The 17,527-nt window shown below is 68.2% G+C and carries 16 protein-coding genes and 2 pseudogenes; 10 read left to right on the top strand and 8 right to left on the bottom strand.

What is annotated here, in order from left to right:
* Positions 1–6: 6 nt before the first annotated feature.
* A complete protein-coding gene (locus NV1_RS20555; protein WP_067893641.1) occupies positions 7–1,224 on the bottom strand; it encodes an erythromycin esterase family protein in 1,218 nt (405 codons plus the stop codon).
* A 114-nt stretch (positions 1,225–1,338) separates the two neighbouring features.
* Between NV1_RS20555 and NV1_RS20550 the strand changes: the two genes are divergently transcribed.
* Genes NV1_RS20550 through NV1_RS20540 form a run of 3 tightly spaced genes read left to right on the top strand, consistent with a single transcriptional unit; the run spans position 1,339 to position 3,782 of the window.
* A complete protein-coding gene (locus tag NV1_RS20550; RefSeq protein ID WP_067893889.1) occupies positions 1,339–2,043 on the top strand; it encodes a MerR family transcriptional regulator in 705 nt (234 codons plus the stop codon).
* Between the two features lie 27 nt (positions 2,044–2,070).
* A complete protein-coding gene (locus NV1_RS20545) occupies positions 2,071–2,736 on the top strand; it encodes a HEAT repeat domain-containing protein (protein WP_174557461.1) in 666 nt (221 codons plus the stop codon).
* 29 nt (positions 2,737–2,765) lie between these two features.
* Positions 2,766–3,782 (top strand): MerR family transcriptional regulator, encoded by a 1,017-nt coding sequence (locus tag NV1_RS20540; protein ID WP_067893637.1) that lies wholly within the window; start codon positions 2,766–2,768, stop codon positions 3,780–3,782.
* Between the two features lie 291 nt (positions 3,783–4,073).
* Here NV1_RS20540 and NV1_RS20535 read toward each other — a convergent pair whose 3' ends face one another.
* Entirely contained in the window at positions 4,074–4,976 is a 903-nt protein-coding gene (locus NV1_RS20535) for an NADP-dependent oxidoreductase (protein ID WP_245713821.1), read from the bottom strand.
* Between the two features lie 357 nt (positions 4,977–5,333).
* On the opposite strand from NV1_RS20535, the pseudogene NV1_RS45805 reads away from it, so the two are divergent.
* A pseudogene (locus NV1_RS45805) lies at positions 5,334–5,486 on the top strand (helix-turn-helix domain-containing protein); the annotation flags it as partial.
* A gap of 525 nt (positions 5,487–6,011) precedes the next feature.
* Here the strand turns inward: NV1_RS45805 and NV1_RS20520 are convergent.
* Entirely contained in the window at positions 6,012–6,614 is a 603-nt protein-coding gene (locus NV1_RS20520) for a TetR/AcrR family transcriptional regulator (RefSeq protein ID WP_067893628.1), read from the bottom strand.
* A gap of 68 nt (positions 6,615–6,682) precedes the next feature.
* Between NV1_RS20520 and NV1_RS20515 the strand changes: the two genes are divergently transcribed.
* Both NV1_RS20515 and NV1_RS20510 read left to right on the top strand, forming a co-directional pair.
* Positions 6,683–7,681: an amidohydrolase family protein gene (locus NV1_RS20515; RefSeq protein ID WP_067893626.1), complete on the top strand. Its 999-nt coding sequence runs from the start codon at positions 6,683–6,685 to the stop codon at positions 7,679–7,681.
* Between the two features lie 15 nt (positions 7,682–7,696).
* On the top strand, positions 7,697–8,401 hold the full coding sequence (locus tag NV1_RS20510) for an SDR family NAD(P)-dependent oxidoreductase (protein WP_067893624.1): 705 nt from the start codon (positions 7,697–7,699) through the stop codon (positions 8,399–8,401).
* A 280-nt stretch (positions 8,402–8,681) separates the two neighbouring features.
* Here NV1_RS20510 and NV1_RS20505 read toward each other — a convergent pair whose 3' ends face one another.
* Positions 8,682–10,265: an FAD-dependent monooxygenase gene (locus tag NV1_RS20505; RefSeq protein ID WP_067893886.1), complete on the bottom strand. Its 1,584-nt coding sequence runs from the start codon at positions 10,263–10,265 to the stop codon at positions 8,682–8,684.
* Between the two features lie 94 nt (positions 10,266–10,359).
* On the opposite strand from NV1_RS20505, the gene NV1_RS20500 reads away from it, so the two are divergent.
* Complete coding sequence (locus NV1_RS20500; protein ID WP_084525561.1) at positions 10,360–11,067, top strand: TetR/AcrR family transcriptional regulator; 708 nt, start codon at positions 10,360–10,362, stop codon at positions 11,065–11,067.
* Between the two features lie 168 nt (positions 11,068–11,235).
* Here the strand turns inward: NV1_RS20500 and NV1_RS20495 are convergent, their stop codons facing one another.
* Both NV1_RS20495 and NV1_RS20490 read right to left on the bottom strand, forming a co-directional pair.
* The gene (locus NV1_RS20495) at positions 11,236–11,850 is read right to left on the bottom strand and encodes a DUF4232 domain-containing protein (protein ID WP_084525560.1); all 615 of its coding nucleotides are present in this window, start codon (positions 11,848–11,850) and stop codon (positions 11,236–11,238) included.
* A 457-nt stretch (positions 11,851–12,307) separates the two neighbouring features.
* The gene (locus NV1_RS20490; protein ID WP_067893622.1) at positions 12,308–12,910 is read right to left on the bottom strand and encodes a DUF308 domain-containing protein; all 603 of its coding nucleotides are present in this window, start codon (positions 12,908–12,910) and stop codon (positions 12,308–12,310) included.
* A 244-nt stretch (positions 12,911–13,154) separates the two neighbouring features.
* On the opposite strand from NV1_RS20490, the gene NV1_RS20485 reads away from it, so the two are divergent.
* On the top strand, positions 13,155–14,516 hold the full coding sequence (locus NV1_RS20485; RefSeq protein ID WP_067893620.1) for a cytochrome P450: 1,362 nt from the start codon (positions 13,155–13,157) through the stop codon (positions 14,514–14,516).
* A gap of 106 nt (positions 14,517–14,622) precedes the next feature.
* On the opposite strand, the gene NV1_RS43670 is transcribed toward NV1_RS20485, so the two are convergent.
* Positions 14,623–14,766, bottom strand: a complete 144-nt coding sequence (locus NV1_RS43670) for a hypothetical protein (protein ID WP_157117177.1) — start codon at positions 14,764–14,766, stop codon at positions 14,623–14,625.
* Between the two features lie 299 nt (positions 14,767–15,065).
* Between NV1_RS43670 and NV1_RS43665 the strand changes: the two genes are divergently transcribed.
* Positions 15,066–15,503, top strand: a complete 438-nt coding sequence (locus NV1_RS43665) for a hypothetical protein (RefSeq protein ID WP_157117176.1) — start codon at positions 15,066–15,068, stop codon at positions 15,501–15,503.
* A 442-nt stretch (positions 15,504–15,945) separates the two neighbouring features.
* On the opposite strand, the gene NV1_RS20470 is transcribed toward NV1_RS43665, so the two are convergent.
* Complete coding sequence (locus tag NV1_RS20470) at positions 15,946–16,326, bottom strand: NAD-binding protein (RefSeq protein WP_245713820.1); 381 nt, start codon at positions 16,324–16,326, stop codon at positions 15,946–15,948.
* 101 nt (positions 16,327–16,427) lie between these two features.
* Here NV1_RS20470 and NV1_RS45800 point away from each other — a divergent pair.
* Positions 16,428–16,844: pseudogene (locus NV1_RS45800) on the top strand (DUF4158 domain-containing protein); the annotation flags it as partial.
* Between the last annotated feature and the right edge of the window lie 683 nt (positions 16,845–17,527).

Below are 17,527 nucleotides of genomic sequence, written 5' to 3'. Positions count from 1 at the left end.
GCTGGGCTACCAGTATCGATATTGTTCTTCGCCGGTGTCGGCGAGCAGCAGCACTGCGTCGGCGGACTCGATATCATCCGGACGCAGCGGAATATGGCCGGGCACAAGGGGTTCAGTGGCTGCGAGCGGGTCGGGGAGCGCGGCGCGCAGGGCCGGTGCCGGGAACAGGGTGCGCCGGGTGGCGGCCTCGGCCAGCACGCCCTGCAGAGTGTCCGGTTCGCCGGGGCGAGCGGCATCGGTGGTCACCACCAGGTAGCGGTCGCCGAGCACCGATCCGACCAGGGCGCCGGCGCTGCCCCAGCCCACCCCGGCCCCCTCCGGGGACATCAGGGACCGTGCCCGCTGCAGGTGCGCATTGTGTGCGAAGACCAGGCTCGGGCCGCGACGGTGCTCCTCGGCGAGGATCGCGACGAGATTCTCGGCCATCATCTCCGCGCGCATGCTGCCCAGGTTCGCGATGCGATCGGGTGCGGGAGTGGCCATCACCGCGTGATAACGCAGCAGCCCCAGCGCGGCGCGGGCGTGCGCCACGACCCGCTGGTGATGTCGCGGATCGGCGGCACGCAGGCTCGGCGCGGCCCGCCGCAGGGCGCTGACCAGGTCGTCCGCGACGACGCGAAGGGCGCGGGCCCGCACGGAATCGCCGACCGATGCGGCCGGATCGAACATGGCCGCTTCATCGGACCAGTCGGCGTCCTCGCCGGCCAACTCGTCGAGCCGCTGCACCGAGACGGGCCACAGCGCCTCGGGCAGATGGTCGCGGACCACGCACAGCGCACGGCGCGGGCTCGGTGCGGCGGAGAATTCCACCGGCGCGTCGAAGCCGTGGAATCGCACCCGATCGGGTGCCTCGCGAGTGCCATTGTGCGCTCGAAGCCAGTGCAGCAGTTCGCGATTACCGGGGATGCCGCCGAAACCGTGGCTGAATCCGGTCGCCAGAACGGTATCGATATCGATGTTCGCGCCGTTCACGTAATCCTCGACCATCGAGGCGGCCAGCGCGTCGGTCTCCAGCGCGATCGAGCGGTATCCGCGGTCGACCAGGTGCGCGAGGATGTCGTTGCGCAGCAACGGAAACGCCGCTATGCCATGTACCGGCTCGCCCAGGGCGAATATCGCGGGCGGTTCGGCTCGTGCGCTGAGCAGCTCGTCCAGGACGCGGCCCAGGCTTGGCGGATCGTCCAGTGGGCGGCCGATCGTGTGCAGTGCTGCGGGTATGGACATGGCAATCCCCTTTCCGGAAGCTTTCCCATGTGACGATATCGTTGAAGAATCGAGTGAGACTTCAGTGAATTCCACCTGGTGTTTTCGAGAAAAATCTTCAATCGGAGGTGCACGCTGCGACCCGTCGATCTGGCCCGTGAGCACGGATTGTCCGCACAGGCGATCCGCAATTACGACGAGGCGGGCATCCTGCCGGTGGCCGAACGCAGCCCGGCGGGCCACCGCCGCTACACCTCGACACACGCGCAGGCGCTGCGCGCATTTCTGGCTTTGCGCCGCGGTCACGGACATCAGCAGGCGACGGAGATCATGTGCGCGATCAACGAGGGGCGGCTCGAATCCGCCTACCGGCTCATCGATGCCACGCATGCGGCGCTGGTCGCCGAACGCCAGACCCGCACCGAGGTCGCGTCGGCCCTGACCGCCCTGTCCGGCGCGGCGCCGGCTCCGCTGCGCGGACAGCCGCTGACCGTCGGCGAACTCGCTCGCCGACTCGGCCTGCACCCGGCCACGCTGCGTACCTGGGAGTCCCACGGCATCGTGCGTCCCGACCGCGATCCGGCGACGGGGTATCGGCGTTACGGTTCGGATTCTGTGCGTGATGCGCAGATCGCACGCGAACTGCGCCGCGGCGGCCATCCGCTGCCGCAGGTCGCCCGGTTCCTGGACTCGCTGCGTGAGGCCGGTGGCGCCGAGCCGCTACGCGCATTCCTCGATTCCTGGCAGGATCGGCTGACCTCTCGTGCCCGCGCGCTGCTGGCCGGTGCGGCTCAGCTCGACGCCTATCTCACCCTCGACGGCTTGACCTTCACACAGTGACAAGGGCTCCAATGGTCGGCGAAGGAGGTGGTTGTCGTGACTACGACGATTCACGGCGAGCCGGATGCTCGTCTCATCGCCGCTCTCGCCCATACCGAGTCCTCGGTGCGACTGCGCGCGGCGCTGGCCGCGGGTACGCCGGGTGATCCGCGGCTGGTGGAGATTCTGATCGCGCGGTGCGCGATCGAATCGGATTTCTTCGTCCGAGACATGCTGACCTGGGCATTGTGCCGGTTGCCGGCCGAGGTCACCCTGCCGGGACTGATCGCGGAGCTGGAGTCCGCCACGGCTCAGGCCCGCAGTCAGGCGCTGCACACCCTGTCCAAAATCGGGGACCGCGGCGCCTGGCCCGCGGTGTCGGGTCGGCTGCACGACGCGGACGACGAGGTCGCCCTGAGCGCATGGCGCGCGGCGGTGGCTCTCGTTCCGCCCGGTGACGAGGGCGTGCTCGCCGCGGATCTGGCCACGGCGCTGGGACGGGGCGAGCAGCCGGTGCAATTGGGTCTGAGCCGCGCGCTTGCCGCACTCGGGGAGGCCGCGGCTCCGGTTCTGGCCACTGCCGCACGACACCCCGATCCCCGGGTTCGCGCGCACGCGCAGGCCGCCGAGCGGTTGCGCCGCGATCCCGACAGCGGATTCGAGCCCGCGCTGGAACTGGCCAGGCGGGTAGCCGTAACCGGTTCGGACACATAGGGTTTCGACAATCGAGAGGAGGTGACGGGATGTTGATCGGTGAGGTGTCGCGGCAATCGGGCATCAGCCCGCGCATGCTGCGTCATTACGACGCACTGGGTTTGGTGAGCCCGACCGGCCGTACCATCGGCGGTTACCGCGAATACTCCGCCGAGGACCTGCGTCGCCTCTTCCACGTCGAATGTCTGCGCACGCTCGGACTGTCGCTGCACGAGGCCAAGCGCGCACTGGACGATCCCGATTTCGCGCCGACCGCGCTGGTCGGCGAACTGATCGAGCACACTCGGGCCCGGATCGCGGCCGAACAGGAGCTGCTGCGCAACCTCGAGCGCGTCGATGCCGCGGCCCCAGCACAGTGGGACCAGGTCACCACCATCGTCGCGCTGCTGCGCGGACTGGAATCCGAATCCGGCAACCACCGCCAGCAGGCCGTGCTGTCCCAGCACACGAATGCGGCGCTGCCGATGGCCGCGGTGGCGCAGGCGGCGTTGTCGGAGGAGGACCCGAATGTCGCCGGGGCGCTGCGCTGGTCGCTGGCCCGAGCGGCCGGCGCCGGGTTGGGCGAGCTGTCGGCCGGTTTGGCTGCGGAGCAGACCCAGATCCGCCGCCGCGCGGTGCTGGCGATCGCGGCGGTGCCCACCGCCGAGGCGACCACGTTGCTGCGGCGAGTTCTCGACGACGCCGACCCGGTCGTCCGCGAACGGGCCGCCCTGGCACTGGGTTCGCGGCAGGTGAGCGAGGCGGTTCCGGTGCTGCTCGCGATGGTCGTCGCGGGCCGTTCCGATGTCGAGGCCGCCGAGGTGTTGGGATCACTCGCACAGGCCACGTCCCGCGACGCGGATCTCGTCCGGGCCATGCGGGCCGAACTCGACAGCACCGCGGACCCCGCGGCGCGTCTGCGAATCACGCAGGCGCTGGCCGAGATTCCGGGCAACGCGGCCAGAGCGGCCCTGGACGATCTGGCCTCCGACGCCGATCGGACCGTCGCGGCGACAGCGGCATCCATTGCCCGTGCCCGCAACCGCCGCCGACATGGAACGGGCTGACGTCGGGGTCGCACGCTGGCACACCAAGGCACATCGTGCCTGGGACAGCCATCGAGAAACGGCATCGGCCGCTCCAGTAGATGCCGTCGTTGCGCCAGTTCGCCTTGCCGTAGGGGGTTCGCATGAGGACAACGGGGCCGCCGACCCGCCCGGCCGGGTGGTAGACGTCGGTGTCGAGGGCGACGCCGTCGCGGGCAGGGACCTCCGCGCCCTCGTAAAGAATGCCGTGCGGGCCCAGCCGGCCGTGGGCGGTGGCGGCGGTGTCGAGAAGGTCGCCGGTCAGCTGCTCCATCAGAGCACTCCCTGCTGTGGCGTAATGATCAGCTTGCCTCGCTTGGCCGCGCCGTCTTGTTCGAGTTCGGTGAGTGCTGTGATGGCTTGCGAGAGCGGGACGGTGCGGGCGATCGGTAGTCGCAGCGTTCCCCGGCCGGCGGCTCGGGCGACCTCTTCGAGGTCTTTGGTGACCGGTCGGGCGATCATGGCGTGGAACGGCCCGGGCAGGACACTTCTGGCGAGGTTCGCCGGGGTGGGGAGGATGCTGATGATGCGGCCGCCTGGCCTGAGTATCGTCCGCGCGGCTTTGACCGAGAGCGTGCCGGCGGTGATGATGACGAGGTCGAACCGCCTTGCCAGCGAGGTAGGGTCGAAGTCGAAGTCGACGACCGGGTCGATACCGAGGTCGCGTGCCTTGGACCGAGCGCTGTTGCGGCAGCTGCCTGCGACCGTGGCCTGGTGGGCAAGGGCGATCTGCGCTGCGGAATGGCCGACTCCGCCGAGACAGCTGTGCACGAACACGGCCTGGCCCGGCTGCAGCTTTCCCTTCGTGATCACGGCCTGCAGGGCGGTGATCCCGACCGTCGGGATCGTGGCGGCGTCCTCGAACGAGAGGTTCGCGGGCTTGTGCACGATGCCCTTCTCTTGGGCGACGATCACGTCGGCAAACGCGCCCGCGGACTTGACCGACGTCCCGCCGAGCACTTCGTCACCGACGTGCAGGCGGGTGACACGGTCGCCGACTGCTTCGACGACGCCCGCGAAGTCGTAACCCATCGCACGCGGGAAGCGCCGGCCGGTCACCTGCTTCATGCGGCCGGCGCGGATCCCGAAGTCCATCGGGTTTGCCGCCGCCGCGCGCACACGGACGAGGACCTCATCGGCGCCGAGCGGTGCCGGCTCGAACTCTTCGAGCCGCATGACCTCCGGCCCGCCGTACTGGTGGTACTGGATCCGCTTCATCGTCGTCTTCCCTTTCGCTTTCCTGCGTGGTCTTGGTGCGGTCACAGCGTGACTACGACTTCGCCGTGGACGTGGCGGCCTGCAACGTCATGGCGTCGCGGATCTTCTCGACCGGGAAGGCGGCGTGCGGCTCCGGAACCTCCCGAAACTCCGGCACTTCGGGCCCCCGAACGCTTTGTAGATCACAGCACGACTCACTGGCGGACTCCTCGCAAGGGAACTGACAGAACCAAGTCCCGTTACTGTACACGACTGACGGAACCAAGTCCCGTCGCAGGATGCAATTGACGGAACCAAGTCCCATACACTGTGTTCATGGCTCGCTGGGAACCGAACGCAGCAGAACGGCTCGCTCGCGCCGCCCTCGACCTATTCGCCGAGCGGGGCTACGAGAACACGACCGTGATCGACATCGCGCAGCGCGCGGGGCTCGGGAAGACCACCTTCTTCAGGCACTTCCAGGACAAGCGGGAAGTGCTCTTCGGCGGCGGCACCATGACCGGGCTGCTCGTCGAGGCGATAGCAGCAGCACCGGCAACCGCCGCCCCGCTCGAGGTGATTGCCCGCGCGCTGGACGCGGCCGGCGGAGCAGTCTTCACGCCCGAGCGCCGCGAGTTCATCGCCCGCAGGCAGGCGGTGATCGCCGCCAACCGCGAACTGCGAGAACGCGAAGCGCTGAAGAACCTCGCCCTCATCGCATCAATGGCCGACGCGCTCGAACGGCGCGGCGTTCCCGACCTGACCGCTCGCGTGGCCGCGGAACTCGGCGCGCTCGCCTCCGCGATCGCCTACGAACGCTGGAGCCGGACAACCGGTGACGACGACTTCGGCGAGATCGCACGACAGGCGCTGGACGACGTGCAAGCATCGGCAGCCCTCTGCCGACGCGACGCCGCCCATCCCGGGTCCGCGTGTCGGCAACACACCATTTCCGCGCGATTACTGCCGGACGTGACGCCGGCGGAATCCTATGGTGCTCAGCGGCGCACCGGGTCAGCGCCCATCGTGGCCGGGCCCGGCCGGCGGGGTGGGGCGATCGAGGGCAGCTGTCAGCCAGGGGCGCAGCACGGTGTCGATCTGCTCCTCGGAGATGTCGGCAAGGGCCTCGAGTTCGAGGAAGTGACGGGCGATGGTGAGGCCCAGGATGCTGCTGACGGTCAGGGCCGCGCGTAGTTCGGCGTCGGGGCGGGCGTCGGCGCGGGCGAGGTTCTGGACGCGCTCGTCGAGGAAATTGCGCATCGCAGCTGTCGCCTCGGGTGCGGTCAGCATGGAACGCGCCAGTGCACGCGCTTCGGGGGGCGGGGTGTTCAGTCGGATGCCGAGGATGTCGAACAGGTGCTCGGCCACGTCCTGAGGAGTGCTGGCGGCGTCCAGGTCGTCGGTGTCGCCGCGGTGCAGCTGGGTGGCGACCGCGAACAGGCCCATCTTCGAGCCGTAGTGCTGCAGAACCAGGGAGGGGTCGACTCCCGCGCGCTGGGCCACACCGCGCACGGTGGCGCGCTCGAGTCCGTATTCGCCGAATTCGGCTTGTGCGGCACTGAGAATTCGTTGCGCGGTGGCCGCGCGCCGTGCCGCGCGTGTCGTCGGTTCGTCCACCTCGTTACTCTACATGCGTTGAGCGAATCTGTTAGGCTCGCTCAACAAGTGATGAGTGAAGGAGTGCGATGAGAGTCGTCACCATCGAGGAGCACTGGACCACCGAGGGCATCGATCGGGCCGTGCGAGCCCACGGACTCGATGCGAGTGTCGTCCTCAACGATCGGGGCGATATTCCCGAGCGGCTGTTCGACCTCGGCGCGGACCGGATCGCGGCGATGGACGCCGCGGGAGTGGATCAGCAAATCATCTCCCTGGCCCCGCCGGGAACCTATGGCCTGCCGCCGAACGAGGCCGTGGCACTGTGCCGCGAGGCCAACGACCGCGCCGCCGACGCGGTCGAACGTCATCCGGACCGATTTCGCGCGATGACGACGTTGCCGATGTCCGAGCCGGCCGCCGCGGTGGCCGAACTCGAACGCACCGCAACCTCGGCCGCGCACGTGGGAATCATGGCCTACGGCCGCTGCGGCGATCGTCCGTTGGACGATCCCGCCTACGACGAGGTACTGGCCGTCGCGGCCGCACACGCTCGCCCGCTGTTCATTCATCCGCAGATCCCGCCGGATGCGGTGCGCGAAGCGTCCTACCGCGGACTCGGCGAGACGCTCGACCTGTCGCTGGCGACCTTCGGCTGGGGCTGGCATGCCGAGGCCGGGCTCGCGGCGTTGCGACTGATTCTCAGCGGCGCGTTCGACCGTCATCCGGATCTGCGAATCGTATTGGGGCACTGGGGTGAGATGCTGCTGTTCTGGCTCGACCGGGTCGACAGCCTCTCGAATGTCGCCACACATCTGGACCGTCGGGTCGCGGACTATGTCCGGACGAACGTGTACATCGCGACCAGCGGCATGCTGACCTCACGCCTGCTGCGCCACGCCCTGGACTTCACCACCGCCGACCGGATCCTGCTGTCCGGCGACTACCCGTTCCACCGCCTCGGTCCCACCGCTGTCGAGGAATTCCTGAACACCCTCCCCGACCTCGAGGATCGCCGAAAGATCGCCCACGCCAACGCCGATGCGCTCTACGCCCGCACGGCCGCATCCGCCCAGCCGACCACGTGACGCCGAGGAGCAACGTTGACAGAGACCTCGCCGAATACGACCGTCCTGCTCATCGGGGCATCGCGCGGATTGGGCCACGCAATCGCCGCGCACTACCTCGATCGGGGCTCGCGTGTGCTGGCGACCGTGCGCGGTACCGGCCGCACCGCGCTGCACGAGCTGCGCGAAACCGCCGACGGGCGGCTGGAGATAGAACATCTCGACATCACCGTCCCTGAGCAAATCCTCGCCCTGCGAGATCGACTCGCGCAACGGCGATTCGATCTGCTGTTCGTCAACGCGGGCGTCACCAACGACCCCGAGGAGACCAGCGCGGATGTCACGACCGAGGAGTTCACCCGCCTGATGCTCACCAATGCGCTGAGCCCGATGCGCGTGCTGGAAACTCTCGGCGACCTGGTTCCGCCGCAGGGCACCCTCGCGATCATGTCCTCCGGCCAGGGCAGCATCGCGAACAACGAACGCGGTGGTTTCGAGATCTACCGCGCCAGCAAATCCGCCCTGAATCAGCTGATGCGCAGTTACGCCGCCCGCCATCGCGACGATCCGCGCACGCTGCTGCTGATGGCGCCGGGCTGGGTGCGGACCGAACTCGGCGGTCCCGGCGCACGCCTCACCATCCAGGAGAGCATCCCGAACCTGGTCGCCACCGTCGATGCCCAGCGCGGCCACGGTGGCCTGCAATTCCTGGATTACCTCGGTCGCACCGTGGCGTGGTGAGCGCGGCGCCGGACGTACTAGGTCACCCCGGCACCGTCCTCGGAGTGTGAGCTGGACAGTGCGGGGCGACGATCACCCGAACCGGCAATAGCTCGGCACACGCGCTCGGCACGCCCACCGGAAATCACCGGCCGGATGCGCCGGTTGGCTCAGCGCCACTCATCTTGCGGATACTCCTTGCCCTGCACGGTTTCGGTGATCACGATCGATCTGCTCGCCGTGCTTTCCAGATGACAGGACGTGGTGCGAGCCGATCTTCCGACAATGGTGGCGGCCGGCTTCAGCGGGCGAGGATGCGAGTCAGCATTCGAGACAGTAGGTATGCGGGTGCCGGCGGGGCAGTGGGTACGCGTGCGGCGATGATCTGATCCGGGCGGACCAGCAGGGCGCCGTCCGGTTCGATGCCGACGACGTCGGACCACTCGCGGATCTCGTTGTGGGGCAGAGGGATTACGTGTGCGTCGAGCCGGATGCCCAGGCGGTCCGCGGCGTCGGAGGCCGCCGCGATCCAGCGATGGTTGGTGGCGAGGACGGTGCAATGTGCGCCGATGAGGTCGAGGGTGGATGCGCCGCCGGGCAGGCGGTGGTGCGGCAGGCGCGAGCCGGGGGTGCCGTCCAGGTCGGCCACTACGTCCTCGGTGGAGGGCAGTTCGAGTCGCGGATCGATCACCGCGGCGGAATCGTAGCGGTAGCCCGAATGCACCACGGATGCGTGTAGCACCCCGGCGGCCGCACGCCGGTCAGCGGCGGAGGGGTCCCAGTGCAACATCGGGTCGGCGAGCCGGATCATGGCCTGCGCCAGGGTCATCGCAGCAACGGGCCGGCGTTCGGCCGCGTAGGTTTCCAGCAGAGCGGGCCCGGCGTCCCCACGCAGCACCGCGGCCAGTTTCCAGGCCAGATTGTGCGCATCGGCCATGCCGGTGTTCAGGCCGAACGCACCGATCGGCGGGACGGTATGCGCGGCATCGCCGACGAGAAACACCCGATCGAGCCCGAATCGGTCGGCGAGAGAGCCACGCGCCCGCCACGGCAGCACATTGACGATCTCCATCCGCAGCGCCGCATCACCCACCGCCGCACGGATCAGCTCACTACACCGCTCGTCGGTGAAATGCGCTGCCACATCGGATATTTCGTCGGCGCTGGTGTGGAATATCCATTCCTTCTCGCCATCGACGGTCACCAGCAGTCCGGGCGCGTCGGGATTGGTGATGGTGCAGTTCACGAAATGACGGTCACCGGTGTAAGGGGTGAGATCGGCGCGGAACAGGATGCTCACGGTCGGCTCACCCAGCACCCCGGGCCCGCCGACGCCGATGCCCAGGCCCTCCCGCACGGTACTGCGCACCCCGTCGGCGGCGATCAGGTAATCCGCGGTGACGATCTCGCCGGTGTCGAGAGTGACCGCCACTCCCCCGGATTCGATTGCGCATTCGCGCACCCGCGCCGAGAACCGCACGTGCGCACCGCCTTCGCGGGCGGCGGGCAGCAGCACCGAGTCCAGGCGATGCTGCGGGCAGACCCCGCGCACCCGCGCCGGACTGTAATCACCCTGGTGCTCAGCGGTTCCGACGAGCATCCGGGGTGCGTCCGCGGACAGATCCGCCGAGGCGAGTGTGTGCATCGACATCTTCACCGCCCCACCCGCGGACATGTCCACCGCCACATCGTCGACCGCGCGCTCGAGTCCGGCCTGGCGCAGCAATTCCATCGTGCGCGGCCCGAGGCCGGTCGCTCGCGGATGCACCGAGATCCCCGGCTGCTGTTCGAGCACCAGCGGCGTCACTCCGTGCCGGGTCAGGAATACCGCGGCGGCCAGCCCGACGCTGCCGCCGCCGACGATGAGAACGCGCTGATCGGACACGATCACCCCTTATGGATACACTGTTCGCACTTGGATACACTGTATCCATAACGGTAGCGGTAGTGCTACCCATCGGTGGCGAAGAGGAGTTCCGATGTCCGAGGGCGACCCGACTCTGGTGTGGATGCGCGAGTCCCGCGCTCCACGACGGCAGGGCCCGGATATCGGCCGGATCGTCACGGCGGCCGTCGCGATCGCCGACGCCGACGGTCTCGAGGCGGTGTCGATGCGGCGCGTAGCAGCGGAACTGGGTTCGGGCACCGCCTCGCTGTATCGCTCGCTGAGCAGCCGCGACGACTTGATCGACCTGATGGTCGACCGCGTGCGCGGCGAACGGGCCCTGCCCGAACGAACCGGGGACTGGCGTACGGACCTGACCGCGCTGGCACGTCATCTGCGCGCGACGCTGCTGCGGCATCCGTGGCTGGGCCCGCAGATCGCCGGACGTCCTGCCCTGGGCCCGAATTCGCTGCGCGAACAGGAATTCGCCCTCGCCGCGGCCGCCGAACTCACCCCCGAGATCGCCCGCGCCACCGACATCGTCGACGCGGTGGGCGCGTACATCTTCGGCGCGACCACCCGCCAGCTCGCCGAACAGCGCGCGCACCGCCACACGGGCCTGACCGAGGATCAATGGCGCCGGGCCGTGGCTCCCTATATTCGTTCCGTCCTGGCGGCGGGTGAGCATCCGAACCTGTCCCGCCGCATCCACCAGGACAGCGACCCCACTCCCGAGGACACCTTCGCCTTCGGCCTCACCGCCCTGCTGGACGGCATCGCCCACGCCGGCGAGGCACCCTAGAACGGCGTGCCACACGGGCCATCACCAGCCCGCGGCCCGAACCTCGCGTCCGCGCAACGGGTTACCGTGCGCTGACGGCAATGTCGCAGATGCTGCTGCCGTGCCTCGCGCGCATTCACGACCGATGCCGCCGGGGTCGCCCTGCCCGGTGCCAGGCATCGGTGCGGCTCAGCCGGTGATCGGATGCACCTGCAATTCGCAGCCGTTGATGCCGACCGCGACGGTCTGGGTGTCGGTGGTGTTCGGCGGGGTGACCAGCAGGGTCGAGTACATGGTGCATTCGCCGCCGCCGGGCCCCATCGCGGTGGCCTCCACGATGGCATGCGCGGGGCTGTCGGACCGCACGGTCACCAGGGTGCCCGCGCCGGGACCGCCCATATATCCGGTGGGTGTGCGTGCGGCGTGGACAACCGGGCCGCCCGCGCCGGTATCCACGCCCGGGTAGCCCTGCAGGGTGCACGGCGCTGCGCCCGGCGCCAGCGCGAAGGTCAGCTGCACGCCCCGATGCATCATGGCAGCGCCCAACGCCTTGCCGCTGACCACCACCTGACCCCCAGCGCACGGCGAGATCGCCGCACGCACCGCATTCCCTACCGTCCCAGCGGGTTCGGTCGCCGCGGACGGATACCCCGACGCGACCGGAACCGCCCCGTTCGTCACCGCGCTGGGCGCTCCCCGCGTGCCGCTCGCCGCGGTCCCGGTCGATGCGGACGAACATCCCGCCGCCGCACCCACCGCACCGCAGACCAGCGCCACCGTGAGAATCGTCGTTCTGTTCACCATCGGTTACTTCCTCCCGTCAACGGTGCTCGCCTCGAGCAGCACGCCGCGGCCCCAAGGCTTTTCCGGTGTCGTACCGGCCGCTGAGCAGCTCGCGCCGGCTCGCCCGAAGCACCGTCTCCGGGAATCCGGCCGACCCGCCCGGCGATCGGCGCATCGACAGCGGCAGGGGTGATATCGAAATCCGGGTTCGAGGTGTTATCGGGGGCGAGGAACATGTTCGAGAAATCCGCGCCCGGCGCTTACCGCACATACCGGCGCACTATGTCCGGCAACCTCGGAGTCGCCTCGGCGCGATGTTCCCTTTCGGGCATGATCAGTCACACCGAGCCGCTTGCGATGATGAGAGAAGCGCGGGGACAGGGATTTTCGGCCTCCGACATCCGTATTGACTACGGCGATGCCCCGGACGGTGTGGCGGGTACCGAATCCGTCAGTGCGGCAACGCCACCGGGGGCGCTCAGGACTGTGAGCGCAGCAGCCCCTGGACCCCGACGTGTTCGGGGGTGGCCTCGGGCCGGGCGATGCGGGCGGCGATGCGAATCTCACTGATTCCCAGCAGGATCAGGCACACTCCGGCCAGGACCGCCAGCGCGTCGAGGGTGTCGATCGGCCAGATCATCACCGCGAAACCGGCCAGCAGCGTGAGCAGCCCGGCGATCTCCTGGCGACCGGTGCCGGGCAGTTGGTCCGACCAGGCCGCGACCGTTGCCTGGACGATGCCGCGGATCACCCAGCCCAGCCCGACCCACAGCGCGACCAGTGACACCCAGTCCCCGCTGCGCATGCACCACATCGCCAACAGCACCGCCACCAGCGCGGTACCGAACTCCACGACCTTGAGTCCGGTGCGGATGCGTCCGCGGAACGCCAGCACCATCTGCCAGGCCGCGGTCAGCAGTATGAGCAGACCGAACAGCAGCTCCGACATCGGACCGGATTTGTTCGGCCACACCATCATCACCACCCCCAACGCCACCGAAGTGCAGCCGATCGCCAACGCAGCCTGCCAGGCTTCACCGAGGAACACATCGGTGCGCCCGGCCACTCTGAAGGTGGGCATAGCGACATGTTATGAGCATGACGGCTGTGTTGCCTAATATTTGCGATGTAGTCGTCCGAGTTGTCGGTATTCGCATTGATATCAGGGCAATCGCGGTGAGATTCGAGTCGCCACAATATTGCTCATCGACGCTGCAAAATACCCCGCACCGCTACGCCCGGTCCGCGGCGGCGAGCCGGAGGCTCGGGACGTACCGTGGTAGTCGACCCGCGCCGGTCGGCGTCCCGGAGGAAGGCATGAGCTGGTGACTACCGCATATCCCCCCGGCCCGCGGCTGCCGCGGCTACTGCAGACAGTGCTGTACGCCATGGCGCGCCCGCGGCTGCTGACCGCGATGTCCGCCCGCTACGGCGAGGTGTTCACCCTTCGCCTGCTGCCGCCGTACGCGGAGCATCTGGTGGTGTTCTCCCGGCCCGAGCACATCCGGGAGGTGTTCGCCGGAGACCCGGCCGATATGCATGCCGGAGAAGGCAATCGGGTCCTGGGCGCGGTCATGGGTGAGCATTCGGTGCTGCTGACCGACGAAGCCGAGCACGCCCGGGCCCGCCGGTTGCTGATGCCCGCCTTCGCCGCCTCGGCGTTGCGCGGCTACCGCGGCCTGGTCGAACAGATCGCCGCCGAACACGTGGACTCCTGGAAGCCGGGCACGGCCCTGCACACGCTGGACCGGATGAACGAGCTCACCCTCGAGGTGATCATGCGCGTGGTGTTCGGTGTGAGTGATCCGCGTCGGCGCGAACAGCTCGCGCCGCGGTTGCGCCGCATCGTGAATATCAACCCGATCATGCTGTTCGGCGGGATCTGGCCGCGACTGCAGAACCTGGGCCCGTGGCGGCGCATGCGCGAGAACCAGGATGCGTTGAGCGAGTTGCTCTATGGCGAGATCACGCGCAGACGCACCGATCCGGATCCCGGCGGCGCGGATGTGCTGTCCCGCCTGCTGGCCGTGGGGTCCGGCGAGGATGCCGACGTTCCGCTCTCGGACGCGGAGTTGCGCGATCAGCTCGTGACATTGCTGCTCGCCGGGCACGAGACCACCGCCTCGGCGCTGTCGTGGGCGTTCCACGAGCTGGCCGCGGACCCGCTCGTGCAGAACCGCGCCCACCGAGCCGCATGCGACGGCGACGACAAATATCTCGAGGCGGTCCTGAAGGAGGCGATGCGCCGCCGCACGGTGATCGGCGGCGCGGGCCGGAAACTGACCCGCGAGATGACGATCGGTGGCCGGCATCTGCCGGGCGGGACGGTGGTGTCCACCTCGATCCTGCTGGCGCACCGCAATCCGGAGCGTCACCCGGACCCCGAACGCTTCTCCCCGGAGCGTTTCCTGGACGGCAGCGTGGCCCCGAACACGTGGTTGCCCTTCGGCGGTGGTGTGCGCCGCTGCATCGGCGCGGGCTTCTCGCTGATGGAGGGAACGGTCGTACTGCGTGAGGCGCTTTCGCGCTACACCCTGTCCCTGCCGCCGGGCGTGCACGGCGAGAAGGTCCGCATCCGCAACATCACCCATGTTCCCGCGGGCGGTGCGCAGGTGGTATTGACCGCCCGTCCGCGCGACGACGCCCCGGCCGATCCGGTGCGTGAGATCTCCCCCACCCACACCTAGCCCGGTGGCCGCACCCCGCGCATGATCGCACCGGGTGCGCCGATGCATCCACCGCATTCGGAAGTGGTTGCGGTGCTGCGGATCCCATCACCGGTGCCGCTCGGCGTTACTCCGGCGCGGTGATCCGCAATTGATCCGGACCGACACCGACGCCGAGTTCGCGTAAGCGTTGCACCACCTGCATCGTGTAGGGCCGTTCGGGCAGGTAGTGACCGCTGACATCGTTGAGCCATCGAAGTTGGCCACGCACGACTTGGATCTCGCCGGCGCCCGCGACCGACCCCCCCCGGCGAGAAAACTGGAATGTTGGAACCGGTGCGGTCTCCCGCCGAGCAACGAGGCGTACAGATTTCCGTCGGAATCCATGACGAACAGTGCCCGATGAGGTCGCACACGACCGATTCGGTCGAATACCTGGGATGCTGTGGTGTCGAAGGGTTCCCCGTTCGCGTCGTAGATGAGGCCGTCGTCGCGGACCTCGAGGCGGAACGGGCGTCGGGCGGCTTCGTCGTAAAGATACGTGATGCCCGGCTCCGACCCCTGGGGTAGATGCTCGCCGATATGCCCGCTGCCCATCTCCGTCGTATCGAATCGTGGCGCGCTCGGCTCTGTCCAGCCCTGAGCATCGGGCTCCCAGTATTCGACCCCTTCGGCACTGTCGGCCTCGGGTATGCGGCCGAGTTCGATCGTAGGTGTATCTGCCAGCGGGACAACGCGATCCGCATCGGCAGCGACGATCGACGTGCGACGCAGATCGATCGTATCGGACATTTCCCGCAACGGACGGGCCGTCTGCTGCGCGATATCGTCGGTCGCCTGGGTGGCAGCATCGGCGATTTCCTTCATCACACGGGCCACCGGCCGACCCGTGAAATCATCTGCCACCACCTGCGTTTTCTACTGCATTTGCCCACTCGCCGCAAATTCTCCGCGAGCCCTGAGGCCGCGCGGTTACAGAGCGGATTGCCTACGCACGGAACCGAATAGCACAGCGTACGAGCGCGAATTCCCGATTCGACATCGGCGGCCTTATCGGCCCGATAGGCCGATTCCGGCGACCGCGTCCGCACTGGGTTTTCGCGCGGCAAACGCGTATCACGGCAAGACCGAGACCGGTACTGGGGGCGATCCGTTCACCCGCGCGGTCGCCGGCCAGCTGCGCGGACACGACGATCGTGAGCAATCCTCGACGGCCTGCATCTGGTCCTGCCCGGTATCACCACCGTGCACCCCCGAGAGCGCCGGCTTCGCGCGCCCAGCCGATGCCCCATCCGCGGTCGCGGCGATCACGGACATAACCGCACTCCCGGCGACAGGGCCGCCGATACGCGCATCGGTTGAAAGTCGTTGGTCGAAGGCAGGTATCAGCCGGATACGGTGAAGCGGCAGGCAGTCGCGAGGCCGGACAGGACAACACGAAGACCGCGGTTCACTCCCGCAGTAGATCGATCACCTTGGTCTCGCTGAGTTCGCCGTGGCCGGCGTCGACGAGGTGAGTGAAGATGCCCAGGGCGGTGTGACCGAGGGCTATTGGAGCGCCCAGCGCATCGGCGGCTTGCACGCCCAAGCGAGTGTCCTTCAGGCGCAGGTCGGCAGTGAAGCTGATATCGCGATCATGCGCGTCCTCGAGGATCAACCGGGCGACGCGAACCACGGTGGGGCAGGCCGCGCCGCCGCGCGAGAGCGTGTCGACCACCGTGGGCAGGTCCAGCCCGGCCAGTTCGGCTGTGCGCAGGGCTTCGGCGGTGGCGGCGATCTGGATCGAGCCGAGCAAGTTCTGCATCAGTTTGTAGGCAGTCCCCGCACCCACCTTGCCGAACCGAACGATGTTGGCCCTGGAATCCTGAAGCTGGCCCGAGCCGCAAAGTAGGACGCGCGCGTAACCCCTGACTGGGCTTACGGTTTCGGTTCGTGCGTCAGGAGTGGTCGACCGAGGATCTGATCGGGTCGTGGACGCTGGTCGGCAGCGACTGGCAGCTGGTGAAAAACAAGTCGGGGGCGACGCGGCTGGGGTTCAGCGTGTTGCTGAAATTCTTCGAGATCGAGGGGCGATTCCCGCAAGGACCCGATGAGCTGCCTGCGGCGGCGGTGTCATATGTGGCCGAGCAGGTGAAGGTCGATCCTGGCCTGTTCGACGAGTACCGGTGGTCGGGTCGGACGATCGAGTATCACCGGGCGCAGGTCCGGGAGGCATTCGGGTTCCGGGAGTTTTCCCGCGGCGACGAGGACAAACTCGCGTCGTGGCTGGCGTCGGACGTGTGCCCGGTCGAGCTACGTGACGAGCAGCTGTGTGAGGCCCTGCTGGTGCAGTGCCGCAGCGAACGCATCGAACCGCCGGGCCGGATCGGCCGCGTGATCGGTTCGGCGCGGACGAGTTTCGAGAAGCAGTTCTGCGAGCGCACCGTCTCCCGGCTCAGTGAGACGTCTATCGACCGGCTGAGCAACTTGATCGCGACCGGCGCCGCGCCGTTGGCCAGTGGCCGCAATCTATTGGCGGAGTTGAAGTCCGATCCGGGCAAGGTCAGTCTGGAGACGCTGCTGCGGGAGGTCGACAAGCTGGCGGCGGTGCGGGCGCTGGAACTGCCGGCCGACTTGTTCGCCGACGTGAGCGAGAAGCTGGTCGATGCGTGGCGGGCGCGGGCGGCACGGTCGTTCCCGTCGGATCTGCGGGATATGCCGACCCCGATCATGTTGACGCTGTTGGCCGCGTTGTGCTGGGTGCGGGCGGCGGAGATCACCGATGCCCTGGTGGATCTGCTGATCGAGCTGGTGCACAAAGTGAACACTCGAGCCGATCGGCGGGTGGAGAAGGAACTGACCGAGGATCTGCGCCGCGTGCGCGGCAAGGAGAACATCCTGTTCCGCCTTGCTGAAGCGGCGGTGGATCATCCCGACGACCTCGTGCGTGAGGCGTTGTATCCGGTGGTGGGTGAGAAGACACTGCGGGAGCTGGTGAAAGAGGCGAAGGCCAACGACCAGGTGTTCCAGGCCCGCGTGCGGACCGTGCTACG

It is taken from the genome of Nocardia vaccinii NBRC 15922 (assembly GCF_001613305.1).
GTDB lineage: Bacteria > Actinomycetota > Actinomycetes > Mycobacteriales > Mycobacteriaceae > Nocardia > Nocardia vaccinii.
This window is presented reverse-complemented; position numbering and strand designations above follow the sequence as displayed.